This is a genomic window from Amnibacterium kyonggiense, assembly GCF_004364555.1.
GTDB classification, from domain to species: domain Bacteria; phylum Actinomycetota; class Actinomycetes; order Actinomycetales; family Microbacteriaceae; genus Amnibacterium; species Amnibacterium kyonggiense.
Genome location: NZ_SOAM01000004.1, coordinates 111,229 through 136,967 on the forward strand (window position 1 = coordinate 111,229; position 25,739 = coordinate 136,967).

Below are 25,739 nucleotides of genomic sequence, written 5' to 3' on the forward strand. Positions count from 1 at the left end.
GACCCTCAAAATCAGAGCTCCGAAGCAACACCCCGTCGGAGAAGCCCCTCAACCCCGACGAGTCGACATCCACGCCAGCGGGAACGAAGCCCGCCGCATCCCGCGCTTCAGCACGACCTCGGAAACCCCGGCCCGGCGCAGCTCCTCGACGTGCTCCCGCGTGAACTGCAGCCGGTGCCGCAGCTTCCACCAGTCCTGCCCGGGCTGGCGCGCCGCGATGATCCGCGTCCGCCCGTCGAGGCGCGCGACCGTGCGCACGGACTTCACTGACGAGTCCGGAATCGCAGCGGAGAACGGCCGGCGCTCGTCGAGATGCGGGTGCGGCTCCTCGGTCGAGCGCTCAGCCTTGCTCGCGGCAGGCGCCGCCCGCTCCGACGCTCTCCGTACTGACTCCGCATGTGTCATCGACGATCCCCCTCAAGCGACGTGCGACCACGCCGTCGTGGAGAAAGCAGGACGCCCGCACATCCGTTCGACGACCGTACTCAGCAGCGGTCCCCGCGCCGCATCCAGTCGGCTTCCTCGAAGTCAGGTTCCGTTCATCTCCCGCTCAGCGGAAGTCGCCGCCCCGAACGACCGGGGCCGCGTCAGTCGTCGAACGGCACGGCTCGCAGGTGCTTCTTCACCCATGCGACCGTCGCGGCCGATGCGCGCATCGCCTCCTCGAGGCGGGCCAGGAAATCGCTCGGCTCGACAGGGCCGCGGGCCGGCAGAGGCATCGTGGCGAGCGGGTCCACCTCAGCCGACAGACGATCGAGATCGGGCGCTTCGGCTCGCTGGAGCGACGGCCCGAGCGCGCCGCTCACCAGCACATTCCGCAGTCGCAATCCCAGCCGGTCGCGTGCTGACGCGGTTCGGGGGCAGGCTCGATCGTCGGATCGGGATTCATCGGGTACTCCGTGCGCGTCGGGCGGGTTGGGTGACCCGCCAGGGTTCGACGCGCGGCCGCAGGCTATCGATTCCAACGCCCGACCGGCCAGTCCCCCCTTTCAGGACCGCTGGACGTGCTGGACGCGCCGTGTCGGCCTGTCGGAAGTCTGCGGAGGGCGCGGTCGGTGCGATCAGTACCGCACGATGCGGAGCAGGTCGGGCCGCGGCTTCCCATGGACGATCAGGCTGATGTCGCTCGCCCGCTGCCGGTTCGTCGTCCCGTACCAGCGCTTCGGCAGGGTGACGGTCCAGCGTCCGTGGTTCAGTTTCGGGTCGACGATCCGGAAATGCGCGCTGGACCGGTCCGATGCGATCCGCATCCCGTACCGATTGCCGCTCGCGGCCGGCCGAACCAGGACGACGGCGCCGGTCGTCCGCTCGAAGTTGAAGCCCGAGAACCCGTTGTCGACCGCGCGGCTGTCGACGAGCCGGATCCCGCTCGACTGCCAGAACGCGAAGCCCATGCCGGTCGGGTTGTTCCGCGAGACCGCGTCGCAGATGGTGATGCTGCGCGAGCTGTTGACCCCGAACCCGCTCGCGCCGACGCCCTTGCCGTCGACGACGATGTGCGACCACTGCGAGCCGACCGTCCGGTAGTCGTTGATCCCGAACGTCTCCCCCGGGGGCGCACTGTCGTTCCCGGGGATGTGCGTGATGCGGAGACGCGACGCTCGCAACCCCCGCACGCGGTCGATACGGAGCCCGTTGTAGAGGTGCCCCTGCTTCGTCCCGTTCACGGTGAAGCCGCGGAGCACCGCCGATCTCCCGCTGACGCGCAGCACGGACAGCTGGTTCGTGTTCGGGAAGGTCCGCGGGATGTCCTTCGCGTGCGTCGAGCTGTACTGCTTCACCTGCAGCGTCGTCCGCGACGCCCCGGAGCCGACCAGACCGCCGACCGTCGGGCCGGCGACCGCGCCGTCGAGGGTCCCGTCCGCCCGAGTGAAGTTCGTGAACGAGAATCGCCCGGAACCCAGCTGGATCACGCGACCGTCAGCCGCAGCGACGCGCTTCGTGAACGAAGAGGCCGCCGGCAGCTTCGAGTACGCGAGTCGCGCCGTCGCGACGGCGGCACCGTCCCCGGCGCATCGCACGGCGTGCTTCGCAGCAGCGCCGGGCGCGGCCGTGGCAGCCGGCGCGAGACCGCCGACAGCGAGGAGGGCGGCGACCGTCGCGGCGAGCGCGCTCGATCGGAGGTGAGGAGGTCGGTGCACAGTGATCCTGCCGGTGGGCGACGGCGCGACGCGTCCGAGTGGGTGCTCGGTCGGGACCTGCACGGTATCGGAGGCTCGCAGCCGCCGCTACCGCATACGCGTGATCGACGGCTCGGTTCTCCGTCCGCGGGGTTGTCCGCAATCCTTCGCCGTCAGAAGTCTTCCGGGCGGACTTCCTCGGCGACTGGAGCTACGGCCGCCCCATGCCGATGTACGTCCAGCCGGCCGAGCGCCACGCGTCAGGGTCGAGCACATTGCGCCCGTCGATGATGAGCGGCGTCCGGACGTGCGCCTTCAGCGCAACCGGGTCGAGTTCCCGGTACTCCTTCCACTCCGTCACGAGCACGACGCAATCCGAGCCGTAGAGCGCATCCCGCGTGTCCGTCGCGAAGCCGAGCTGGGGCTGGAGGCGGATCGAGTTCGGGATCGCTTCCGGGTCGGTCGCGATCACGTGCGCGCCGCGCCCGTTGAGCTGCACAGCGACGTCGAGTGCCGGGCTGTCACGGACGTCGTCGGAGTCCGGCTTGAATGCCAGCCCGAGCACGGTGACCTTCTTTTGGAAGACCTGGCCACCAAGCGCCTCGACGACGAGGTCGACCATTCGCTGACGGCGACGGAGGTTGATCGCATCGATCTCCTTGAGGAACGCGACGGACTCCCCCCGCCCCAGCTCCTCCGCACGAGCCGAGAACGCCCGGATGTCCTTCGGCAAGCAGCCGCCGCCGAAGCCGATGCCCGCGTTGAGGAAGCGACGCCCGATGCGCGCGTCGTACCCGATCGCGTCGGCGAGCTTGGTCACATCGGCGCCCGCGACCTCGGAGATCTCGGCCATCGCGTTGATGAAGCTGATCTTCGTCGCGAGGAACGCGTTCGCGGCGACCTTCACGAGCTCGGCGGTCTGGTAGTCGGCGACGACGAGCGGCGTCTCACGGGAGAGCGCGGTCGCGTAGACCTCGTCGAGCAGCGCCTTCGCGGCAGCCGCCGCGTCCTCCTCCGCCGGGAGGCCGTAGACGAGCCGATCGGGCGTGATCGTGTCTTTGACCGCGAATCCCTCGCGCAGGAACTCGGGGTTCCACGCCAGCAGAGCACCGGAGCCGGAGTCCTTCACCTTCTGCGCCAAGCGCGCAGCGGTGCCGACAGGAACAGTTGACTTGCCGACGACGAGGTCGCCGTCGGACAGATGCGGGATGAGTGCATCGATCGCCGCGTCCACGTACGTGAGGTCCGCGGAGTTGGACCCGCGCGCCTGCGGCGTCCCCACGGCGACGAAGTGCACGCGAGCGCCGCGCACCTGCTGCATCGACGTCGTGAACGCCAGCCGCCCGGTGGCTCCGGCCGACTTCAAGATCTCCGGTAGTCCGGGTTCGAAGAACGGCGCCTCTCCCGCGGCGAGCGCCTGCACCTTGCCGGGGTCGACGTCGACGCCGACCACCTCGTGCCCGAGCTCCGCCATCGAGGCCGCGTGCACGGCGCCGAGGTAGCCACAACCGATCACAGAGATTCGCACAGCAGCGCCGTCCTTCGAGTGAGGGAAGAAGGTGCCACAGCCGTTGTGGCGAGGGGATGGGTGGGGTCCACCGCGTTCGCAACCCTATGCAGGTCGGGAGCACCGAATCCAGGGCGGAGGCGGTCGACGACCGGCGACCGCCAGCCCCTCGACGGCCTGCTCCTACGCACGGGCCTCCGAGTCGCCGCGCCCGGCGTGGCTCCGCCCCAGCAGCCGCGAGTCCTCCTGTGCCGGCTGGAGCGCGGATCCGGATCGTGCGACGCGCGCGAGCAGGGTTTCGAACCGGTCGATCGCCGCGGTCTCCGACAGCACGCGCTGCTGGTAGCGCTGCCCGTTCTGGCCGAGTTCGTCGGCCCGCTCACTGTCGTTCCGCAGCTCGAGCGCGGCCGCCAGCAGCTCGGCGGGCGTCGCCGGCGCGATCCGGAGCCCCGCGTCGGCGGCGGTGACCTCGTACGCGGTGACGCTGCTCGGGTCCGTCGCGGCGATCACGGGGCGGCCGCTCGAGAAGTAGGAGGTCAGCTTGCTCGGCACAGCCATGTCCCGGAGGCCCGCGTGCTCGTTGACCAGCAGCGCGTCGGCAGCGCGAAGGGCCGGCTGATACTGATCCGCCGGAAGCGGGTCGAGGAAGCTGACGGAGCGGACCCCTTCGGCGGCGGCCTCGAGCCTCGCTCGCTCTCCCCCGTTGCCCATGAGCACGAATCGGACGGGCGCGCCCTGCTCGTCGGCGAGGCGCCCGGCCGCAATCACGTTGTCGAGGTCCTGCTTCTTCCCCATCGCACCGGAGTGCAGCACGATCGTCTCGTCGGAACGCCACTGGAGGCGCTCGCGGTCGGCCGATCGATCTCCGGGGACGGCCTGCTGCAGGTGGGTCCAGTTCCGGACGACCTCGATCCGCTCCGCCGGGGCTCCCAGCTGCTTGACGACCTCGGCGAACCTGGCGTGAATGACGCCGACGCCGTCCGTCTTCCGCAGCACGGCGGATTCCACTGAACAGATGAAGCGCACGACGGCGCTCCCCTCCGAGCCCCCCTGCGTCTCCACCAGCCCGGAGCTGTAGACGTCCTGCACCCACACCACGGAGGGGATGCTGCCCAGGTTGGCACGGAGCAGGGCGAGCCCGGTGGAGAACAGCGCGGGCGAGACGAAGAGCACCACGTCGGGTCGACCCCACCGGGTCGCCATCGCACGGAGCCCGAACGAGATCTCGGAGGCCAGCCGGCGCACACCGCTCGGCTGGGCGGGCACGTAATGCCGGAGGCGTCGGACCATCACCCCGTCGAGGCGCTCGGTCCTCCCCCAGCCCTCGTAGCCCGGGGTGATCCGCCACTCGGGGTAGTGCGGCATCGTCGTGATGACGCGCACCTTGTGGCCTCGCGCCGCCAGCCCGCGACTGAGCGCAGCCGTGTAGGGCGCGATGCCGGTCGGCTCGGGGGCATAGTTCAGCCCCACGACCACGATCTTCACTCGTCGCCCCCTCGACTCGATGTCCTCAACCTGCCACCCGCCAGTTCCGCCGACCTCGCCAGGAGCGCACGACGAAGCGCAAAGCAGATGGGCACGGGCGGATGCTTAGATCGTCACAAGACTGTGAACGGACTTGGACACCCCATCATGCCGAAGCACTGTTGCGCACACGTTTCGTCGGCCACCCTCCGGAACCGCGCCGCCGCAGCGGAGGACGAACTCACGCTTCTCGCGTCACGACCGCTAGCCTCAACAACGCAGCGTCGCCCAGGCCCGCCGCGATCGGCGTGCCCGCACCCGATCCGCTGACTGTGCGAGGAGCTGAGTTGCAAAGAACCCTCACCGTCGCACAGACCTATCCCCCCACCGACCTCCTTAACGGTCGGAATCCCCCAACCGGCCGGCTCAGATTTTCACCGCGCCGCCTGCAGTGGATCGTCACGCCAACCACGGGTCAGCTAGTGGCTGCCTGCCAACCCCGAACCTTCCGGGGAGATGAAATCCCGAGCCACTCAACCCACAACCGCCTGGCCGTCTCAACGCAGCACACGGCGCGGCACCACCGCGCGTGGCGCGGACTTACGTGAAGTTCGCTGACCGACGCGCCTTTCCCAGAACGAATTGAGCAGAGATTGCCAGCACGGCTGAGACTTCACGACCATCGCGGCGCCCTTCGCCTGACACCGCGTCGCTTGATCGCGGCAGCTATGCGACTGGCAACGTCCGCACGCATTGCCGCCGCGATGCAAGTGCGTAATCTGTTTTCTCGTTCATCCGTGGTCGGGGATGTTGAGGCCGTGGTCAGTCTCACGACTCACGGCCATCGCGCCCACAACGTCCATCGAACAATAGAGAGCATTGCCAGAAGTCCAGATAAACCCCGCAGATTAATCGTATGGCTTGACCCGGACTCCCCCAAAGATCTAACGCCTGGGCTCCGCCGACTAAGAGTTCGCGGATTGGAGATCAGGCACTCTTCAGAGTTCTACGGTCCACACACGAAGTACTTCCCATATGTCTCAATGATTCCGTCCCATGACATCCCGCTCGTCACGGCCGATGACGACATTCTCTATCCAAAACACTGGCTTAGAGACCTGGCGAACAGAGCAGCCTCAGACCGAGACACAATTTTCTGCTACCGAGCACACCGAATAGTCCTCGACGGCGACAGGCTCGCGCCTTACAACGAGTGGTCTTCGGTTCGCGATACAAACGCATCCATCACCAACTTCGCGACCGGCGTCATGGGCGCCCTTTACCCGCCCAAATTCCTAGACGCACTTCGAAATTCAGGCGACGCATTCAAGAGCAGCGCACTCTTCGCCGACGACGTGTGGCTAAACTCAATCGCGAGCAAGAACGGCATCCCCGTAGCTCAGGTAAACCCCTTGAGTGCCGGCTTCCCAACAGAGGTAGGCACGCAACAGGTAGCGCTGCATCACCATAATGTCGCGGACCTCGCCAATGACGAGTACCTCGCTAACACCTACGACGCGCGCACGATCGGCCTGCTCGTCGAAGCCAACCTAACCGAGCGCCCGAGTTAGACACCCGGTGAAGTTATTGCGAGCGAGATTCAAGCAGGTACGGCGACCTAATACGTTCGGAATTGCCATGAACCGAGAGTCTCGACCCCACCCGAGGCCACGAACTCCGGCCATAAAGCGCACAACGTTCAAAGAAGTCACCTAATGACTCCAGCGTATGCCCTGCTGCTCATTGTCACCGCAGGAACGATCACAGCTCAGACACTTATTGCCGCGCGATTCAACGTTGTTTCTCGAATCCTAATTTACGTTGTGGCGACTTACTTCGCACTTTCATACGTGGCTCGACCACTATACCTGACCACCTTTATGCCGGAATTCGGGCAACCGCTTTACGACCCGCGCCTATTCGCTACAGGCTACGCAGCGAGCTTGAATTCGGCGGGATGGATAGTTCTTGTCGGCCTAGTTTCATTCCTGGTGGGCCTAATAGCATGCACGCATATTGCGCGTAGAATTCATCGCTCGACGGAACTCCCGCTAAGGAACGAGCCAGTCGCACACGGGGTCTACTCCGTTCTTCTCGCAATCGCATGGGCAGGAAGGCTTGTAACACTCATCGCCGGTCCAAGCTCTCTTTCAGTCGTTGCTGCAGTCGGCTTGTTCGCGCCAGCGCTCTGGATGCTGACTTCGCGGCTCAGGACGAGATTGGATTTCGCCGCGCTGATTTTAGTGGCACTTGGTGAGGTTGCCTGGTCGGGGATTGATGCCAGCAAGACCCCCATCCTCACTTTCCTTGCAGCCGCCATCATGCGATTCAGCGTCTCGCACGGAATAAAAAGACTGGCGGTTGCACTTCCCGTGGTCGTCGCCTTCACTGTAGCCACCTTCGCGGCAATTCAACCCCTGAAGGGCATCGACACTACAAGCAACATCCTGGCCCAGAATAGTTCCGCACTGCAAGCTGTTTCGGCGACAGTGCTCCAACGCACCGACACCCTGACCACGGTCATAGATGCTATGTATTTTCCAAACCGCCCCTGGCTATCACTAGGCGATTACTTGAATAGCATGATCACTGGTTTCTTGCCGACCGGCCTACATCAATCAGTCGGCTTGCTGTGGACCACAGCCGTGAAGACAGCATCGTTCGCGCAGCAATTTCAAGGGGTTTATATTGCGACCGGAACAACCGCTGAGGGCTACGCCCAACTTGGCATGCCCGGTGTAGTCATCGAGAACTTCATTCTGGCAATCATAGTGCTGGCGCTCGGCCTCGGGCTAAATTCTCGGCGAATTTGGTTGGTCTGCTTCTGCAGCGCTTTCGCTTTCGACGCGTCTTTATACGAGGGCGGCCTACTCCAAATAGCAGAGGTTGGATCGGGAGCCATCCAGACAACATTGATTGTCATCGTGTTGTCCATGCTGATAAAGGCCCTAGGATCTGTCGCGCCGAGTAGTCCAACCACGCGCCTTGCGCCCAAACCGCAATATCAAAGCCCAAGCAGACCGTCGACTATCCGGAGACAACAAAATTGATAACAAACCTCTTGTCAGTCCTTCGACGGAACTTTCTAGTAGTCACAGCAACCTTTCTCGCAAGTATTTGTGTTGGTTTCGGGTATCTACTTGTCGTGCGGCCAACATATACAGCGACGGCTCAATCGTTCGTATCAATAAGCTCTGCTGCCAATGTCTCGGACTTAGCGCAGGGAAACGTCTATCTGCAGCAAATTGTAAGAAGTTATGCCAATGTCGCCGACAGCCCGCTGGTGCTGAATGAAGTTCGTAGCGAGTTAGGTCTGAAGGAGCCCGTTGGCAAACTCCAATCCGCTGTTCAAGCAAGCGTGCCGTTGAATACCGTTATTCTCACCATCTCCGCAAATCAGGCTTCGCCTACAGAAGCAGCCGCTCTTGCTAACAAGGTTTCGGACGTCCTTGCCGCGAAAGTCGTTAGCTTGACTGGCGACGACCAAAACTCCCAAGCACCTGTCAAGATCTCGGTGATCGAGCGAGCAACTCCACCCACCGAGGCGTCGAGTCCAAAGGGGGCGCTTGTCCTCGGACTCTCTGCCTTCATTGGGCTAGCTCTCGGAGCTATTCTCTCGATCGCCCGAGCCACGATCGACACGAAGATTCGATCCATCGGGCAACTCACCTCCATATCGACCGCTCCCTTGCTTGGCAGCATACTTTTTGATCGCACCCTGCGCGCTCAGCGTGCGATCGTACCGAGCCCCTCAAGTAGTCCAGTAGCCGAATCAATCAAGAATCTGAGGACAAATCTTCGGTACGTGGACATCGAGCACTCAAATAAGTCGATAGTCGTTACGTCCTCAGTGCCTTCCGAAGGCAAGTCCTTCACTGCAGTGAATCTCGCCATTGCGTTCGCCGCAGCTGGCCAACGCACTTTGCTGGTGGATGCAGATCTCCGACGGCCGAGCGTTGCTGCCTACCTCGGGCTTGATGGGTCGGTGGGATTGACGGACTTGCTCGCTCAAGAAAGCGAGCTTTCCAATCTTTTGCAGGAGTGGGGTCAACTGGGGCTCCACGTCCTACCCGCCGGCGAAACGCCTCCGAATCCAAGCGAGCTCTTGGAGTCCGAGCGGATGCGCGAACTAATGTCCCAATTTGCTCGGGTGTACGACGTGGTAATTTATGACGTGCCTCCACTTCTTGCCGTAACCGACGCGGCGATCATTGCCGCAAACGCGAGTGGCGCAATCCTCATTGCAGGCTTCGGTCAGGTCCGCACACAACAGGTCCGTGCGTCGCTTGCGCACCTCGAGGTAGTGCGTGCTCGACTGCTTGGCGTTGTCGCGACTATGGTCCCTCCCACAAACAATGAGTATGGGTACGCGTACTACGGCTACGAGGCAGAGCACCGTGCAGCAATAAGCCCCGCTCCGGAACCGGCTTGAGACCGACAACCGGTCTCAATTCGTCGCAGAGCAAGTGAACGCACAGCACACACTGCGAGGGCGCATAGCGCGCGGAGTAGGCGCAACACTCTACGCCCAGGGCGTCACGATAGTCATCCAACTGGCATCAGTGCCCCTCTTCCTGAGCAAGTGGGACTTGGGCACCTACGGAACTTGGTTAGTCATTGCCGCGGTTCCCGCGTATTTGTCCGTCGCAGACTTCGGCATATTGCCGTCAGCCGGGAACCAAATGGCGGCGCTTGTTGCGGGTCGCAGACACTCCGAGGCGGTGATCGTTTTCGCGAACGCGAAGGCACTTGTTTACGCGTCGACGCTTGTGCTCTCTGTGCTGTCGTGCGTTGCATTACTGACACCAATTCTGTCGGGTTGGCTTAACGCAGATGGGAGGACTGCTCTCCTACTGCTGATAGTCGGCGTACTGGCCAGTCAAGTTGGCGGCCTGGCCGAGATGATCTTCCGCGCGACCGGTAGGTTCGCCACGGGAACTTCGACTGCTGTGAGCGTACGACTGCTGGAGTTCTCTGGTTGGGCCGTGGGACTTTGGATCGATGGCTCATTTACCGCCGTGGCTGGCTGGGGACTCGCATTTCGCTTGATCGGCTTAATAGGCCTGATGGTTTTCGGCTCGCGCAGTCAGAACTCATTCAATTACGGCCTTCGCGCCGCCTCCTTCGCAGGCATACGCCCTCTCCTGCTCCCCGGAGCCGCAATCCTTGTCTTGGACTTATATGCAATTGTATCCGTTCAAGGTGTCACGCTCGTTGCAGCCGCCGCTCTCGGACCCTCGGCTGTTGCTGCCTTCAACATTTACCGCACGATATCGCGCACGGCGACGCAGGCAACCTCTGTTTTGAGCACACCGCTAGAGCCAGAGCTAGCCGCTGCGATCGGTCGGTCAGACACGAGCCGCGCCCGATCTGCATACCAGCAAGGACGTAAGTGGACGCTACTTTTGTCCTTGATCGTAGCCGTCATTGCGTTTGGCGCGACCCCGCTCTTTCTCCCTTTGTGGACTCACGGCCAGGTTCAGTGGGATCCACTCCTGGCGTTTGCCCTCCTGCTCTGGGCCGTCGTCGTCAGCGCGTGGTACATGCCTCGCGCTCTGTTGCGGGCGGCGAATCGGCACATCGGCTTGGCAGTGTGGGCGCTTGCGACTGCCGCACTGGGTCTCGTTATCGAATATTTAGCGGCACGTCTTGGTGGGCTTCACGGCCTAGCTTTTGGACTGCTGCCCTCTGAGATTCTCATCATGTGCATTGCAGTTTACTTCGCAAGTATGGAATTGCGGGTCGGACTGCCCACGTCGCCTGCATTCCGCACGACCAAACGTACAGATCGGTAGCAGTTAATGAAAATCCTCATGGTCGGCGTTCTTCGCCCTGGGTCAAATGGGCTTTCGCTAGCGGATGGCTTCCGCGACGCCGGAGCGAAAGTGACTGAGGTCGATCTGTCAGATCTTTCATATCCTAGAAGAGGCACCCGGTCATGGGCGGAGTTGAAGTGGCTGCGCAGGCACGGATCAAGAGCTGCCATGGAATTCTCGCTCCGACTTCGTCGCCAGTCGTTGGACAGATTTGACTTGCTCGTCGCGGTCAAGTGCGTCAACTTCCCTCAAGAACCTCTGCTTGAGTTTAACGCCGACAAACGCGTTCATGTTTCCTTTGACGACCTCGGGAATCCTGAAAATGTGAGCGATGCCTATCTGCGCCATGAACCGTATTGGGATGCGATTGTGACCACGAAGTCATATAACGTCCCAGAGATTCGCTCAAGAGGCGGTGTCCCAATATTCATCAATAATGCCTACGACCCGCGCCTGCATTTCAGCGATCTGCCTCTGTCCGCGCGCCGGTTCGATATCGGATTCATTGGCGCTCGCCGTCGCGACCGTGCTGATCTTGTGCGGGTTATGCACACTCACTTCGCGGAGAAGGCAATCATCTACGGCCCGGGCTGGCGGTCGGAAAGGTCTTCGCTCGTCGAGGTGCGCCCCGCCACCGGCGCCGCGGGCTTCGTCAAGGCGGCCGAGAGTTTCAAAGCTTCTTTAGTCCTCCTCAATAGCGACAACCGGGATTTGCAGACGGCTCGAACCTTCGAGGCGGCCGCCGCTGGCAACCTGGTACTCGCTAAAGACACTCCCGAGCATCGAGAGATCTACAGCGTGAACGAGGCTGTTTTCTTCAACACCCCGAGCGATCTGGCCGACTTAACCGCACGGATGGACCAGGACCCGACGTGGGCTCAACGCGTTGCGACCGCCGGCCACGACCGGGTCGTCGGGGGAAACAACGCATATTTCCACCGAGCAATGCAAATCATCAGCGAGATCTGATTCAGGCCGTGGGGCGAGGTTAAGCAAATGACAACGATTCTTCAATGCATGGCGAGCGTCCGTCCGTCGGCGGGCGGCCCGTCAACTTCATCGCGCGCTTTGGCTGAAGCGCTTCGCAGCCAGGGTGCTCGGGTCGTCACCGTCGGACACAACGACTCCGATAGGTCCTCCGACACTGAGGCTGGCGTTGTAAAACTTCCGATCCGACACCGAGGTCTCCAGTTCTCATTCGCGTACTTCGCGTGGCTCGTGGCCAATACAAGGAAGTTCGACTTCGTTCTCATATACTCACTATTCCTGCCACATTCTATTCTTTGTTCATTAGTCTGCTGGGCTTTCCGTGTCCCTTATGCGGTCCGCCCCCACGGAAGTCTCAATACGTCGGACTTGAGCCGGCATCGTTTCCGAAAAATGGCTTACCTTCGCACCTTCGGTCGATTTACGCTGCACTTCGCGCGTTTCATCTTCTGCACTGGAGTAGCGGAAGCGCAGCAAGCGCAGATCTGGACGAATACAAGGACGGTAGTGATACCGCTTGGTATCGACTGGGCCACTCTGCCAAGTAGTCCCGTTCATAGCGCCGACTCCGCAAGCATCCTATTCCTTGGGCGGATAACGGAGAAGAAGGGTGTCGATATTCTTCTGCGCGCCTTGCACCTGTTGCAGAAGGATGGCTACGCTTTCCGTGCGCGAATTGTTGGTTCAGATGACGATGGACTCTTGGCGAACTACCGAGCACTATCTGACTCGCTTGATCTTCGGGAAACGGTTGAGTTCTTGCCCTTCGCTGGCCCCGATCACCGCAGGAAGTATCTTCGCGAGGCTTCCGTGTTCGCGCTACCATCCAAAGACGAGAATTTCGGGATCGCTGTGGCTGAGGCACTGGGTTCCGGGCTCCCGGTCGTGCTTACACCCGGCGTCAGCCATGCATCCGCGGTCGAAGAGGTTCGCGCAGGAGTGGTAACAGACCGATCTCCCGAAGCTGTGGCCGCCGGTATCGCAAGTATCTTCGATCTGTCGGCTCAGGAGTATCAGTCCATGTCACGATCAGCGCGGCGTCTTGCGGAGACGCGCTTTAGTTGGCCTTCGACTGCTCAGATGCTGCTCGATGAGATTTAGAGATCTCAAGACCATGCGCGCGACTTGTAATGTCGTCGTGGTTATTTTGACAAAGGATGAGTCTGTCCACATCGCAAGGGCAATTGGTTCCGTGCGGCAGATACGACTCGATATCGACGTAGTCGTGGTCGATTCTGGGTCAACCGATGGAACAGTCGAGATTGCGAAGGGTCTAGGTGCAAGGGTTTTACACCGCCAGTTCGACTCGCACGCTCGCCAATTCAACTGGGCGCTATCAGAATTGGCGTCCGCAGAAGCCGACTGGATCATGCGTCTTGATGCTGACGAGGTAATTTCAACTTCCTTAGCGGATGAGATTTCCCGCGAACTTCCTCATCTGCCCGAAGACGTATCCGCCATTTACCTAAATCGACGTCATATTTTTTGGCGTACCTGGATTAGGCACGGCGGTCGTTGGCCGCTTTGGCTTTGTCGGGTTTGGCGTCCTGGGTCCGCACATGTCGAGGATCGCCTCATGGACGAGCACGTTATCGTCGACGTCGGTCGGTCCATCCGGTTTGAGGGCTCGTTTGACGACGTCAACCTCAAGCCGTTCTCCGATTTCGTCCGTAAGCATAATTCCTACTCAGACAGAGAGGCGGTTGACGCGCTATCTGTATGGCTGGGCTCCCGAACGATCGCCCGGAATGAGAGTGAAAAGCTCGGACGACAGGCCCGTGTCAAGCGTCTTCTAAAGCTTCACCTCTACCAGCGGCTTCCGCTATTTACCGGGCCGTTCGTCTACTACACCCTAAGGATGTGCGCTCAGGGAGGTATCCTTGATGGACGCGCTGGTGTCGTTTATCACTTCATGCAGGGATTATGGTATCGACTGCTCGTCGACGTGAAGTCTCGCGAGTTGCGTACTCTGATCAAGGATCTCGCGAATCGCGAGCATATCGTTCAGGTCGTGGCCGACTACAGCAACCTGGATGCAGCACTTGTAGCGGAAATCCTCTTCCCCGCGGCGCGCGCTTAGGCTAAATCAGTCAACTCGCTCGACTAGATATGCGGAGTTGGGCGCTGCTCACCGAGGATCCCCGCGATCTTCGCGATCGCGTACGCCTACGCGTCGTTCGTTTCCGCCAGATGACCCGTCAGGAGGGTGTCTGCCTTGATCGGGTGCGGCGCGGACTTCGGGTCGATGCACGGCGACCCCAAGAACAGGAACCGCTCTACAGCCTGCTCCAGCGCCGCGTCCATGCCGGCTGCGATTCCGTCTAGGTAAATCCCAGGATGAAGCCCGCTGGCTTCGGAGTGCCCGAGCTCGAGGCGCTCATCAATGAAGGTTCGCACTGGGCGCAACCACGAGTGGGCGAATAGTGAGCACGCGACTCATTGCCGCCTTCTCCACAGGCGTGACCCAAAGCCCGTAAGCGTGCTTGACGGCGACCTGCCGGGCCACGTACTCGCAGCGGAACGACCGGTTCGGCGGCAGCCAGGTCGCGGCGTCCTTGTCGCGCTTGTCCTGGTTGGTCGGGCCGTCGACGGCCAGCAGGCTGAGCGGATCGTTCGCGAGGCGGATCCGCTGCGCCAGTGACAACTGCTGCGCGCCGGTTCGCCACGCGTCACCGAGGGAGACGACGTGGTCGACCTGCACCGCCCGCTTGTGTTCCAGCCCCCGCTGGAACCTAATCGTCTCGCCGGTGTACGGGGCGCGCAGCACGCCGGACCGGACATTGCACCGCGTACCCGAGGGGTCGGCGAGGTCGCGCCGGAGGATGTCGTTCCGGGTGTCGCAGCCGTTGCGATCCGCATCGAGCCACGCGGCGCCGAAGTCGTTCGTGCGCTCGTACCCGGTCATCGGTGCTCGACCCCGCACCTGCAGCTCGCCGAGGAGGGTGAGCGCCGTCGCGCCGTCAGCCACTTGAGCAGGCGGCTGAGGCGACGCAGTGGACCGCGGCGATTCGGTCGCGATCGCCGCAGCCGGCACAGCCGGATTTGCGGGTGCGGGGACCGCCCGCTCGACGCCAGCGCGCGGGGCGGCGAGAAAGGCTGCGACGGCCAGTGCCGCGCCCATGCCGAGAGCGAGCCCCGTCACCACCCGTCGACGGGATGCGGGATGCGGTCGAGACCGGCGCCCGGCCGATCCCGCGCCCGGCTCTGTCGCCGCACTGCTGCCCGGCGACCACTGCCAGCGCTCCTGCAACGGATGGGAGGACATCAGCACACCGGCGGCACGAACTACCTCACGTCGGCGTTGGGACATAGTGGCCACCTCCTCGTGGCGCGGGACCGAATCGATCGAGGGAATGCGGGCGGCCAGGGTCGCGCCGCGCGTTAGGCACAGAGCTCGACGCCGTCAGCGGTGAGCAGGACGCGGCGGCTCTCGGCCGCGATCTCCGCTGCCGTCTTGCCGCCGATCGCGACCTCGCGCTGGAACCCACACCACTCGTGCCCCACTCCGGCGACGGAGAGCTGCGTGCTCGCGACGTCCATACCCTCGAGCAGTGCGGCAACGGTCCCCGCACGCTGCTTCGACAACGTGATGTCCGCCGCCTGGCTCGCGCTGCCCTGTGCGGAGGTCGCGCCCGCCACGGTCGTGTGACGGCGGGTCGAGATCATGCTCGCCGCGACGTCCTTCAGCAGCATCTTGGCCGCGGCGAGATCAACGAGTCCTGCAGAGCCGCCTCGGAAGTGGAGCAGGTCGTCTTCAGCACGAGCGGCTTAATCCAAACCGGCTTCAGCGGCACAAAGTGAACGGCAACGGGCGTCATGGCCGGGAGCGCCGAGTTCGGCGTTCCCGGTGAGGTGCTCCGGCAGCAGCTCGAGGCGGGCGCCGGCCTTCGCCAGCACCGCCGACCAGATCGCCGCGAGGTTCTTGCCCGCGGACTCCGTGAGCCGCGTCTGACGCCCGGCGACGTCGGTGATGCCGGACCAGTAGACCGTCACGCCCTTGAGTCCGGTCGGCAGGTCACCGCTCGCATCCATCTGCTGCGCGATCGACGCGGGGTCGCCGTACAGCAGGTCGTTCTCCGCGAAGTCGAGGGTACCTGTGGTCTGCAGTCCGCTCCCGACGACGACGATGCCGAGCGTCTTGCCGGCGTCGGTCGCTGCGGCGGAACCGATCGATCCCAGGAGATCGACTTCCGGCGTCTCCGCGACGCTCTTCGCCAGCGCGGCGCGGACCACCGACTTCGCGTCGTTCTGATCGGCGACGCAGATCGCGTCATCGTGTGCGAGCGAGCCCACCGGGATCGGCTTGGAAATCGTCGGCGTGCCGCTCGGCGTGACGCATGGTGACCGTGCCGTTGGAGGCGGCACAAGTAGCGCGGGTGCTCAATCGTCGTGGGGATGGGCGATCAGAACGACCTCGATGCCGACGAGAGGGTCACGCGATCGAGGCGATCACTCTCGCAGCGCGGTGTGGTGCTCCCGGTACCAGTCGACGGTGGAGGCGAGCCCGTCAGCGAGGCTGATCTTGGCGGTCCAGCCCGCCTCGGCGAGCTTGGTGACGTCGAGCAGCTTCTGCGGCGTCCCGTCCGGCTTCGTGGTGTCCCACTCGGTGTCCCCGGTGAACCCGACCACCTCGGCGATTGTCTCCGCGATCTCCTTGATCGTCACGTCCGATCCGGTGCCGACGTTGACCTGGGCAGGCCCGTCGTAGTGCTCGAGCAGGTGCAGGCACGCGTCCGCCATGTCGTCGACGTGGAGGAACTCGCGCCGCGGCGTCCCGGTCCCCCAGTTCGTCACCGCGTGCACCCCCGCCGCAGCCGCCTCGTCGTACCGGCGGATCAACGCTGGCAGCACGTGCGAGCCCTTGGGCGAGAAGTTGTCGTTCGGCCCGTACAGGTTCGTCGGCATCGCCGAGATCCACGGCAACCCGTACTGCTTCCGCACCGACTGCACGCCGAGGATGCCCGCGATCTTCGCGATCGCGTACGCGTCGTTCGTCTCCTCCAGGTGGCCGGTCAGGAGGGTGTCCTCCTTGATCGGCTGCGACGCGAACTTCGGATAGATGCAGGACGAGCCGAGGAACAGGAACCGCTCCACACCCTGCTCGAGCGCCGCGTCCATCACGTTCGTCTGGATCCGCAGGTTGTCGCTCAGGAAGTCGACCGGGTAGGTCGAGTTCGCGAGGATCCCGCCGACCTTCGCGGCGGCGAGGACGACGACCTTCGGCTTCGCCTCGCGGAAGAACGCGAACGTCTGGTCGCGGTCCTTGAGGTCGAGCTCAGCCGACGTGCGACCGATGACGTCCTCGAAGCCCTCCGCCTCAAGCTTCCGCACGATCGCGGAGCCGACGAGACCGCGATGGCCGGCCACGTAGACCCGCTCGGAACGGTCGAGGGGCGTCGGGGTGAAGGGCACGCCGCCCTTCAGGTCGGTGCCCGCGTCGCTCACGCGTCGACGCCCAGAGCCGCGTTCTTCTTGCTCGTCCAGGAGTCGAGCTTGACCGTGTCGATCCACGGGCGTCCCTCGTGCGCGAGCGCCTCGACGTCCGCGTCGACCATCAGCTTCGCGAGCTGCAGACCGTCGACCGTCGGGGTCCAGCCGAGCTCGGTCTTCGCCTTGGTGGCGTCACCGATCAGGGCGTCGACCTCCGTCGGGCGCAGGTAGCGCTCGTCGAACCGCACGTAGTCGTCCCACTTCAGGCCGACGTGCGAGAACGAGGTCTCGAGGAACTCCCTCACCGTGTAGCCGACGTTCGTGGCGAGCACGTAGTCGTCCGGCTGGTCCGCCTGCAGCATCCGCCACATGCCTTCGATGTACTCAGCGGCGTAGCCCCAGTCGCGGATCGCGTCGAGGTTGCCCATGAACAGCTCGTGCTGCTGGCCGGCTGCGATGCGAGCGACCGCGCGGGTGATCTTGCGGGTCACGAACGTCTCGCCGCGGCGAGGCGACTCGTGGTTGAAGAGGATGCCGTTCACCGCGTACATGCCGTAGGCCTCGCGGTAGTTCTTCGTCACCCAGTAGCTGTAGAGCTTCGCGGCGCCGTACGGCGAGCGCGGGTAGAACGGGGTGTTCTCGTCCTGAGGCGGCGGGGTCGCGCCGAACATCTCGGACGAGCTCGCCTGGTAGAAGCGGCAGTGCAGACCGGCGAGACGAACCGCCTCCAGCAGACGCATCGAGCCGACTCCGGTGGTGTCACCGGTGTGCTCCGGCTCGTCGAAGCTGACGCGGACGTGCGACTGCGCGGCGAGGTTGTAGACCTCCTGCGGCTTGATCTCGCTGAGCAGCGTGACCAGCCGCGCGCCGTCGGACAGGTCGCCGTAGTGCAGGAACAGCCGGGTGCCGATGTCGTGCGGGTCGGTGTACAGGTGGTCGATGCGCGCCGTGTTGAACGTCGACGCGCGACGGATCAGCCCGTGGACCTCGTAGCCCTTCTGCAGCAGCAGCTCGGCGAGATACGAGCCGTCCTGGCCCGTGATCCCGGTGATGAAGGCGACCTTCTTGAACGGCATGAGACTCCAGGTAGGTGGGGAGGCGGAGGGCAGGTTCGTGAACGCCCTCGGGCACGACCACTGTTCATGGTGCCATTTCCGGGCGCCCAGGGGCACCCCGAGGTCAGGTGACAGGAATGGCCTGCGTGCTCACCGAGTCGAAGGCACGGAAGGAGCGCGGCGCGATCACGGAGCGACGCCGTGGATCACGCGCTGCGTTCTGCCCGGGATCGGCTGACGTGCGTGGCGACCACCGAGGCGAGCAGCACGCCGACTCCGGCGCCGAGCGCGTTCGTCACGAAGTCGGTGAAGGACGCGACGCGATTCGGGATCACGAGCTGGATCAGCTCGGCCGACGCGCTCAGCAGCGCTGCCGCAGCGAAGGCGACGGCCCTGCGGCGGAGCAGCAGCTGGGCCGCGGCACCGACCGCTGCGAACATCAGCAGGTTCCCGCCGGTCTCGACGACGAGCCAGGCGAGGCGCTCACCGAACGCGTTCTTCGGCGCGATGGCGACGACGGTCCGCAGCACCATCGCTTCGGGGTGGAAGGGAACGACGAGCACGGCGACGACGAGCAGCAGGATCGCGACGGGGGCGGCGATCCTCCACATCCGAGGCACGATAAAGGTTGCTCGGCCGGTGCGGGTGAGCCGGGCCGGATCCCCGTCCGATCAATCGCGGTCGGCGGTACCGGCCGCGGAGGTCAGAGCTGCTCGAGGTCCTCGTCGATGCGGCGATACATCTCGTCGAGCGTCGAACGACGCCGTCGTTGTCCCTCGTGCTCCCCATCGACGGCTCGACGGAGTTCGCGTGCGGTGACCGTGTGCTGGCGCGGGTTGATCGGGTGAAGCATGGGTGGGTCCTTCGGGTCGGCGATCGGCATCGATCACCTGGTATGGGTGAGCGAATGCAATCGCATAGCACCAACGCGCACCAGTCCCTCGATAGAGGCGCATGGCACATTCGAAGCAGGCAGATACGGACTAGGACGGCGCCGTCGTCCGGGATGCATCGATGAGGACGCCGGGGAGCGCGCAGCCGCTGGAGGACCCCGCCACTGCGCTGCTCACACTGGGATCCCCGCATGACGGCCCACGTCAAATCGTCGTCGCGCCGATTCCGGCACGCGGCAGGTTTCGCACCTGCGGCGTTCTCGCATCTCGTCGACACGCGCAGGACACGGGAGCGACGGGATCATGGAGTGATGCGCATCTGGGGACGGGCGGCGGCGAAGGAACGTGCCCGACGCCGGCAGCTGCGGAAGGCCTACCGTCGCCGGATGCGCGAGCTCCGCCGGAACCACCCCGATGAGTGGCGCTCGGCTCCCTAGCGCGACGCAACGAGCGCACCGCCCCGTACTGGGGCCGCACGGAGTACCGGAATGACTCTAGAGTCGAGTCGTCCGCGGGTGTTGTTCAACGGCAGAACACCGATCTTCCAGATCGGCAGCGCAGGTTCGACTCCTGCCGCCCGCTCCACGCATCGTCGAAGGGCCGACCACCGCATCGGTGGGCGGCCCTTCGACGTCAGGCGGGGAGGACCTGCTCGAGCCGGTCCTTGAGCGCCGGCAGCAGCGTCGCCGAGAGCTGCGCGACGTGCGGCTCGCGCATCAGCGCGCTGTGCTCGCCGTCGACGCGCACCATGGTCGCCCGGCCGGTGAGCAGGGGCTGCCAGGAGTCGACGTCGATGCCGTTCTCGCGTGCCGCGACCACGACGGCGCGACCGGCGTACGGCTGCGCCCGATACCGTCGGCCGGCGAGCACGGACTGGTAGAAGAACGTGTCGAACTGCTGCTGGCCGCGGTAGCGGATCAGGCCGGCGGTCCGCGCGCGGGCGAGCCGGACGAACGCGCGCAGCGGTGACGTGTTCTGCAGCGAGGACTCCGACACGGGCGCGATCACGTGCTGCAGGCGCTCCAGAACCCCGCGCGGCTGCCGCTGCGCCAGCCGGCCGAACTGGCCCGTGACCGCCAGCTCGTTCGTCGCAGTGTCCGGCAAGAAGGTGTCGATGAGGCCGAGCAGGGCGACCTCCTCGCCCTCGGCGCGGAGCCGGTGCGCGATCTCGAAGGCGACCAGGCCGCCGAAGGAGTGCCCGAGCAGCCGGTAGGGCCCGTGCGGCTGCACCGCGCGGATGTGCTCGAGCGCCCGGTGGGCGTGCGCCTCCACGGTCCAGTCCGGCAGGGCTCGTCGCTCGAGGCCGTGCGCCTGGAACGCGGTGACGTCGAAGCCGTCGAGACGGCGAGCGAGCGGGAGGAACTGCAGGGCGAGTGCGCCGGCGCCCGCGAAGCAGAACACGCGACGGTCCTCCGCACCGGAGCGCAGGTGGACGACGTCGGGGTGCCGCTTCGTCGCCGCGGACCCGCGCCGGACGTGCTCCGCGAACGCGCGGAGCGTCGGTGCGCCCAGGAGGTCGGTCGACGCGAGCTCGAGGCCGAAGCGCTCCCCCACGTCCGCCAGCATCTCCTCGACGCTCAACGAGTCCCCGCCGAGGGCCAGGAAGTCGCCGTCCAGCGGCACCTTGTCGAGCCCGAGCACGCTCGCCCAGATCCCGCCGACGACCAGCTCGTGCTGCGTCCACGCGGTGTCGTCGACGTCCTGCGGCGCGTCGTCGGGCTGCGGCAGGTTGAGGCGGTCGATCTTGCCGCGCTCGTTCCGGGGCAGGGCGCTGAGCAGCACGATCGAGCCCGGCACCATGTACTCGGGGAGCTTCTCCCGCAGCCGGCGCCGCAGGTCGGCCACCGAGTCGGACCGGACGCGCGAGTGCTGCGCCACGTACGCGATCAGGCGAGTCGGCGCACCCTCGACGACCACCGGGATCACCACGGTCTCCGACACCTTCTCGTTCGACCGCAGGGCGTCCTCGATCTCGCTGATGTCGACGAGGTAGCCGCGCACCTTGATCGCGGTGTCGGACCGGCCCTGCAGCGTGAGGACGCCCTGCGCGTCGAGCCGCGCCAGGTCGCCGAGCAGGTACGTGCGGCGCCCGTCGGGCAGCGCGCCGAACTTCTTGGCGGTCTCCTCCTCGTTGCGCCAGTAGCCGCCCGAGATGGAGTCCGAGACGACCATCAGCTGGCCGACCTCGCCGGTCGCCACCGGCTCACCGTCGTCGCCGACGATCCGGAGCTCCCGATTCGGCACGGCCCGGCCGGCCGGCATCGCACCGGGGTCGACGGGCGTGCCGGGCGGCACGATCTGCTGGGCCGTCGCGCCGGCCTCGGACGAGCCGAGGCCGTTGACGAAGGTCGCTTGAGGCGCGTGCGCGCGGAAGGCGTCGACCTGGCGGCCGGTGATCCCCTCGCCGCCGGTCAACGCGGCCCGGAGCCCGTCGAGCTGCTCGTCGGGGCGGAGCTCCGCGGTGATCGCGTCCAGCAGGTGCGGGCTCGAGTAGAGCACGGTGATGCGTTCCCGCCGGATGACGTCGATGGTCGCCCGCGGGGTGTGCGTGCGCGCGTCGTGCACGTGGAGCGATGCACCGGTGAGCAGCGCCGCCTCGACGGTGACCGGGCCGAGGACGAACGCCATCGGGAACACGAGCAGGATCCGGTCGTCGGGGCCGGGCGCCCACTGCTCGACCGACACGTGCACCTCGTTGAGATGCTGGAGGTGGGTCTGCACGACCCCCTTCGGCCGGCCGGTGGAACCGGAGGTGAAGACGAGGAAGAGCGGATCCTGCCCGGATCGCTCGGGCACGAGCAGCGACGGGTCGACCGGTGCGTCGTCCGGTACCGCGGCGACGATCGTCGCGATGGGGAGCCCGAGTTCCTCCACCATCTCCCGGTGCGCCTCGTCGACGATGCAGGCGGTCATCCCGGAGAGCTCCGCGATGTCGGCGATGCGCGCCGGCGGCGCGAAGGGGTCGAGGTTCGTCCACACCCTGCCGAGGCGGGTCAGGGCGAGCGGGAGGAGTACGACGTCGACGTCGTGGGCGACCATCACCCCGACGGGCTCGTCACCCGCGGGAAGTCGGTCCCGCAGCCACGCCGCGATCTGGTCGATGCGATGCATGAGCGCCGAGTACGACCAGGAGCCGGACGGGCCGGTCAGCGCGAGCGCGTCCCCGCGCTCGGCGGCGACGCGCTGCAGGTGCGCGAACCAGTCGGCCTCGGCGGAGACGGCGGGCAGGGTCGAGGACGGATCCGGGTGGATCTTGGGGAGCATGAGCGGGCCTCCGCAGGGAGCCGCGGCGCAGCTGGGTGACTGCGCCGATGGGCTCCGGGGTTCGGGTCCGATGACCCTAACGCCTATGAGCACACGATGAACGGAGGCAGCACTGGATCCGAGCGACTCGTGCGCTCGATTCACGCCCTCCGAAATCGGCCGGAGGTGGGAGGGGCGCCCTCCACGAAGGCAGGGCGCCCCGCGCGGCTGATCAGGACTCCTGATCAGGAACTCAAGCGGGTATCGACGCCTCCGCCTGCTCCTCGAGCGCCGGCAGCAGCGCCGCCGAGAGCTGCCCCACGTGCGGCTCACGCATGAGGGCGCTGTGCTCGCCGTCGACGCACACCGTGGTGACCTGCCCGGTGAGCAGCTTGTGCCACGACCCGTCGTCGATGCCGCTGTTCTGCCCCACGATCACGACCGCTCGACCCGCGTACGGCTGCGCCCGGTACCGGCGGGCCGCGAGCACCGACTGGTAGAAGAACGTGTCGAACTGCTGCTGACCGCGGTAGCGGACCAACCCGGCCGTGCGGGCGCGGGCGAGCCGGACGAATGCACGGAGCGGGGTCGTGTGCTGGAGCGACATCTCGGACACGGGAGCGATCACCTGCTGCAGCCGCTCGCGCATGCCCTGCGGCTCCCGCGGCGTCAGCCGGCCGAACTGGCCCGTCACGGCCGTCTCGTCCATCGCCGCGTCGGGGAGGAACGTGTCGATCAGGCCGAGCACAGCGACCTCCTCGCCCTCGGCGCGCAGCCGCTGGGCGATCTCGAATGCCACGAGGCCGCCGAACGAGTGCCCCAGCAGCCGATACGGCCCATTCGGCTGCAACCGCCGGATGTGCTCCAGAGCACGACGCGCGTGCGCCTGCACCGTCCAGTCGGGCTTCGCCCGCTTCTCGAGGCCGTGCGCCTGGAACGCGGTGACGTCGAAGCCCTCGAGACGACGGGCGAGCGGCAGGAACTGCAGGGCGAGCGCGCCCGCACCGGCGAAGCAGAACACGCGACGGTCGGCCGGCCTCACTCGCAGGTGCACGAAGTCCGGATGCGCCTCGTTGGCGGCGGCACCACGGCGGACCTGCTCGGCGAACTCGCGCAGCGTCGGCGAGCGCAGCAGATCCGTGGAGGCCAGCTCGATGCCGAAGCGCTCCCCCACGTCCGCGAGCATCTCCTCGACGCTCAACGAGTCCCCGCCGAGCGCGAGGAAGTCGCCATCCAGGGGCACCTTGTCGAGCCCGAGCACGTTCGCCCAGATCCCGCCGACGACGAGCTCGTGCTGGGTGTACGACGTGTCGTCGATCTCCTGGAGCTCGTCCGTCGGCTTCGGCAGGTTCTGGCGGTCGACCTTGCCGCGCTCGTTCCGCGGCAGCGCCGACAGCAGCACGATGGAGCCCGGCACCATGTACTCGGGGAGCTTCTCCCGCAGCTGACGGCGCAGGTCGGCGACCGAATCAGGACGGACCGCCGGCCGCTGCGCCAGGTAGGCGATGAGGCGCGTCGGCTCCCCCTCGACGACGACAGGAATGACGACCGCTTCGGAGACCTTCTCGTTCGCGCGGAGCGCGTCCTCGATCTCGCTGATGTCCACGAGATAGCCGCGCACCTTGATCGCGGTGTCGGACCGGCCCTGCAGCGTGAGGACGCCGTCCTCGCCGAGCCGCGCCAGGTCGCCCTGGAGGTAGGTCCTGCGACCGTCCGGCAGCACGTCGAACTTCTTCGCGTTCTCCTCGTCGTTGCGCCAGTAGCCGCCGGAGATCAGCTCGCCGACGACCATCAGCTGGCCGACCTCGCCCGGTGCCACCGGCTCGAGGTCGTCGCCCACGATCCGGAGCTCACGGTTCGGCACGACGCGCCCCGCGGGCATCGCGCCCGGCGCGACCTCCATGTCCGGCGACACGATGTACTGCGTCGTCGACGTCGCCTCGGACGAGCCGAAGCCGTTCACGAACGTCACGCCCGGTGCGTGGGCGCGGAAGGCGTCGACGTCGCGGCCGGCGATGCCCTCACCGCCGGTCAGAGCGATCCGGAGTCCGTCGAGGGTCTCGTCCGCGGCGAGCTCGCCGGTGATGGCGGTCAGCAGGTGCGGGCTCATGCAGAGCACGGTCAACCGCTCGCGGCGGACCCAGTCGACCGTCGCACGCGGCGTGTGCGTGCGGGCGTCGTGGACGTGGAGCGAGGCACCGTTCAGGAACGCGACGTCCATGACCACGGGACCGGCGACGAACGCCATGGGGAAGACGAGGGAGACCCGGTCGTCGGGACCCGTGTCCCAGCGCGCCCGGGCGCAGTACGCGTCGTTGAGGTGCTGCGCGTGGGTCTGCACGACGCCCTTGGGCTTCCCGGTCGAGCCGGAGGTGAAGACGAGGAAGAAGGGGTCCTGCCCGGAGCGGTCGGGCAGCGGCATCGTGTCGTCGACCGGTGCGTCGTCCGGCACGTCCGCGAGGATCGTGGTGACGGACACGTCGAGGCCCTCGACCATCTCCCGGTGCGCCTCGTCGACGATGCAGGCCGTCATCCCGGAGAGCTCCGCGATGTCAGCGATGCGCGCCGGCGGCGCGAACGGGTCGAGGTTCGCCCACACGCGGCCGAGGCGGGTGAGCGCGAGCGGCAGCAGCACCACGTCGACATCGTGGGCCACCATCACCCCGACGGGCTCGTCGCCCGCCGGCAACTGGTCGCGCAGCCACGTCGCGATCTGGTCGATGCGACGCATCATCTGCCCGAACGTCCAGGTGCCGGAGACGCCGGTGAGCGCGAGCGCGTCGCCGCGGGCCTCCGCCACGTGCTGCAGGCGCGCGAACCAGGAGCTGAACGCTCCGGGGACGACGAGCGGGGTCAGGGTCCGATCCGAGGGGATCACGGGCTCCATGAGCGGTCCTTCGCGGGGAGCGACGGTGCAGATGGGTGACCGCGACGTCGACTCCGGGTTGGGTGCGACGACCATATCTGCAACGAATCTGCGATGAAATGTGCAGGTCGGTGTCATGCCGGGGTCGGACGCCCCCAATTCGGGGGACGACATCGACCGGTTCCACGACCGTGGGAAATGGTCTCGCCGATGCGCTCGACTGCGGCGTCGAGCGCCGCAGTGCCTGCCCGGGCGACAGGGCTGGCAGTCCATCGCCGCGCCGGTGCACTGGACGATCGCGCACCGCTGAACGGTCCTGACGATCGGCGCGCGCGACGTCGAGCCCGGCCCCTCGCGG

At 65.6% G+C, this 25,739-nt stretch carries 20 protein-coding genes, 1 tRNA gene and 2 pseudogenes; 8 read left to right on the plus strand and 15 right to left on the minus strand.

The window, feature by feature from the left end:
* Window positions 1-48: 48 nt before the first annotated feature.
* The 5 genes from CLV52_RS16825 to CLV52_RS16845 all read right to left on the minus strand — a co-directional run bounded on the left by CLV52_RS16825 (window position 49) and on the right by CLV52_RS16845 (window position 5,112).
* Complete coding sequence (locus CLV52_RS16825) at window positions 49-267, minus strand: hypothetical protein (RefSeq protein WP_133767562.1); 219 nt, start codon at window positions 265-267, stop codon at window positions 49-51.
* A 320-nt stretch (window positions 268-587) separates the two neighbouring features.
* The gene (locus CLV52_RS16830) at window positions 588-806 is read right to left on the minus strand and encodes a hypothetical protein (RefSeq protein ID WP_133767563.1); all 219 of its coding nucleotides are present in this window, start codon (window positions 804-806) and stop codon (window positions 588-590) included.
* 255 nt (window positions 807-1,061) lie between these two features.
* Window positions 1,062-2,141 carry a hypothetical protein gene (locus CLV52_RS16835; protein ID WP_133767564.1) on the minus strand — a complete coding sequence of 360 codons (1,080 nt, stop codon included), beginning with the start codon at window positions 2,139-2,141 and terminating at the stop codon, window positions 1,062-1,064.
* 190 nt (window positions 2,142-2,331) lie between these two features.
* Complete coding sequence (locus CLV52_RS16840; protein WP_133767565.1) at window positions 2,332-3,648, minus strand: UDP-glucose dehydrogenase family protein; 1,317 nt, start codon at window positions 3,646-3,648, stop codon at window positions 2,332-2,334.
* Between the two features lie 162 nt (window positions 3,649-3,810).
* Complete coding sequence (locus tag CLV52_RS16845) at window positions 3,811-5,112, minus strand: WcaI family glycosyltransferase (RefSeq protein ID WP_133767566.1); 1,302 nt, start codon at window positions 5,110-5,112, stop codon at window positions 3,811-3,813.
* Window positions 5,113-6,071: 959 nt separating this feature from the next.
* On the opposite strand from CLV52_RS16845, the gene CLV52_RS16850 reads away from it, so the two are divergent.
* The 7 genes and pseudogenes from CLV52_RS16850 to CLV52_RS18995 all read left to right on the plus strand — a co-directional run bounded on the left by CLV52_RS16850 (window position 6,072) and on the right by CLV52_RS18995 (window position 13,974).
* Window positions 6,072-6,662, plus strand: coding sequence for a hypothetical protein (locus CLV52_RS16850; protein WP_133767567.1), 591 nt, complete (start codon window positions 6,072-6,074; stop codon window positions 6,660-6,662).
* A 144-nt stretch (window positions 6,663-6,806) separates the two neighbouring features.
* Entirely contained in the window at window positions 6,807-8,141 is a 1,335-nt protein-coding gene (locus CLV52_RS16855) for a hypothetical protein (protein ID WP_133767568.1), read from the plus strand.
* Between the two features lie 11 nt (window positions 8,142-8,152).
* Window positions 8,153-9,523 carry a tyrosine-protein kinase domain-containing protein gene (locus CLV52_RS16860; protein ID WP_246018210.1) on the plus strand — a complete coding sequence of 457 codons (1,371 nt, stop codon included), beginning with the start codon at window positions 8,153-8,155 and terminating at the stop codon, window positions 9,521-9,523.
* Between the two features lie 1,552 nt (window positions 9,524-11,075).
* The gene (locus CLV52_RS16865; RefSeq protein ID WP_162850917.1) at window positions 11,076-11,876 is read left to right on the plus strand and encodes a glycosyltransferase family protein; all 801 of its coding nucleotides are present in this window, start codon (window positions 11,076-11,078) and stop codon (window positions 11,874-11,876) included.
* Between the two features lie 48 nt (window positions 11,877-11,924).
* Entirely contained in the window at window positions 11,925-12,995 is a 1,071-nt protein-coding gene (locus CLV52_RS16870; RefSeq protein WP_162850918.1) for a glycosyltransferase, read from the plus strand.
* Between the two features lie 13 nt (window positions 12,996-13,008).
* A pseudogene (locus CLV52_RS19165) lies at window positions 13,009-13,410 on the plus strand (glycosyltransferase family 2 protein); the annotation flags it as partial.
* Between the two features lie 60 nt (window positions 13,411-13,470).
* The gene (locus CLV52_RS18995) at window positions 13,471-13,974 is read left to right on the plus strand and encodes a glycosyltransferase family protein (protein ID WP_246018197.1); all 504 of its coding nucleotides are present in this window, start codon (window positions 13,471-13,473) and stop codon (window positions 13,972-13,974) included.
* Between the two features lie 92 nt (window positions 13,975-14,066).
* On the opposite strand, the pseudogene CLV52_RS16880 reads toward CLV52_RS18995, so the two are convergent.
* From CLV52_RS16880 to CLV52_RS16915, 8 genes and pseudogenes are all read right to left on the minus strand, one after another.
* Window positions 14,067-14,198, minus strand: a pseudogene (locus CLV52_RS16880) (GDP-L-fucose synthase); the annotation flags it as partial.
* A gap of 76 nt (window positions 14,199-14,274) precedes the next feature.
* Window positions 14,275-15,039: an HNH endonuclease family protein gene (locus CLV52_RS16885; protein ID WP_246018198.1), complete on the minus strand. Its 765-nt coding sequence runs from the start codon at window positions 15,037-15,039 to the stop codon at window positions 14,275-14,277.
* A 236-nt stretch (window positions 15,040-15,275) separates the two neighbouring features.
* Entirely contained in the window at window positions 15,276-15,641 is a 366-nt protein-coding gene (locus tag CLV52_RS16890; protein ID WP_281276105.1) for an OmpA family protein, read from the minus strand.
* A 21-nt stretch (window positions 15,642-15,662) separates the two neighbouring features.
* The gene (locus CLV52_RS16895; RefSeq protein WP_133767573.1) at window positions 15,663-16,127 is read right to left on the minus strand and encodes a hypothetical protein; all 465 of its coding nucleotides are present in this window, start codon (window positions 16,125-16,127) and stop codon (window positions 15,663-15,665) included.
* A gap of 216 nt (window positions 16,128-16,343) precedes the next feature.
* Window positions 16,344-17,339, minus strand: coding sequence for a GDP-L-fucose synthase family protein (locus CLV52_RS16900; protein ID WP_425455728.1), 996 nt, complete (start codon window positions 17,337-17,339; stop codon window positions 16,344-16,346).
* On the minus strand, window positions 17,336-18,400 hold the full coding sequence (gmd, locus tag CLV52_RS16905) for a GDP-mannose 4,6-dehydratase (protein WP_133767574.1): 1,065 nt from the start codon (window positions 18,398-18,400) through the stop codon (window positions 17,336-17,338). The genes CLV52_RS16900 and gmd overlap by 4 nt, the downstream gene beginning before the upstream one ends.
* A gap of 185 nt (window positions 18,401-18,585) precedes the next feature.
* Window positions 18,586-18,990 carry a VanZ family protein gene (locus CLV52_RS16910; RefSeq protein ID WP_133767575.1) on the minus strand — a complete coding sequence of 135 codons (405 nt, stop codon included), beginning with the start codon at window positions 18,988-18,990 and terminating at the stop codon, window positions 18,586-18,588.
* A 92-nt stretch (window positions 18,991-19,082) separates the two neighbouring features.
* Window positions 19,083-19,262, minus strand: coding sequence for a hypothetical protein (locus tag CLV52_RS16915; protein ID WP_133767576.1), 180 nt, complete (start codon window positions 19,260-19,262; stop codon window positions 19,083-19,085).
* 521 nt (window positions 19,263-19,783) lie between these two features.
* Between CLV52_RS16915 and CLV52_RS16920 the strand changes: the two genes are divergently transcribed.
* Window positions 19,784-19,857, plus strand: a tRNA-Gly gene (locus CLV52_RS16920).
* Window positions 19,858-19,905: 48 nt separating this feature from the next.
* Here the strand turns inward: CLV52_RS16920 and CLV52_RS16925 are convergent.
* Entirely contained in the window at window positions 19,906-22,536 is a 2,631-nt protein-coding gene (locus CLV52_RS16925; protein WP_133767577.1) for a non-ribosomal peptide synthetase, read from the minus strand.
* 232 nt (window positions 22,537-22,768) lie between these two features.
* Window positions 22,769-25,402 carry an AMP-binding protein gene (locus tag CLV52_RS16930; protein WP_162850919.1) on the minus strand — a complete coding sequence of 878 codons (2,634 nt, stop codon included), beginning with the start codon at window positions 25,400-25,402 and terminating at the stop codon, window positions 22,769-22,771.
* Window positions 25,403-25,739: the final 337 nt, after the last annotated feature.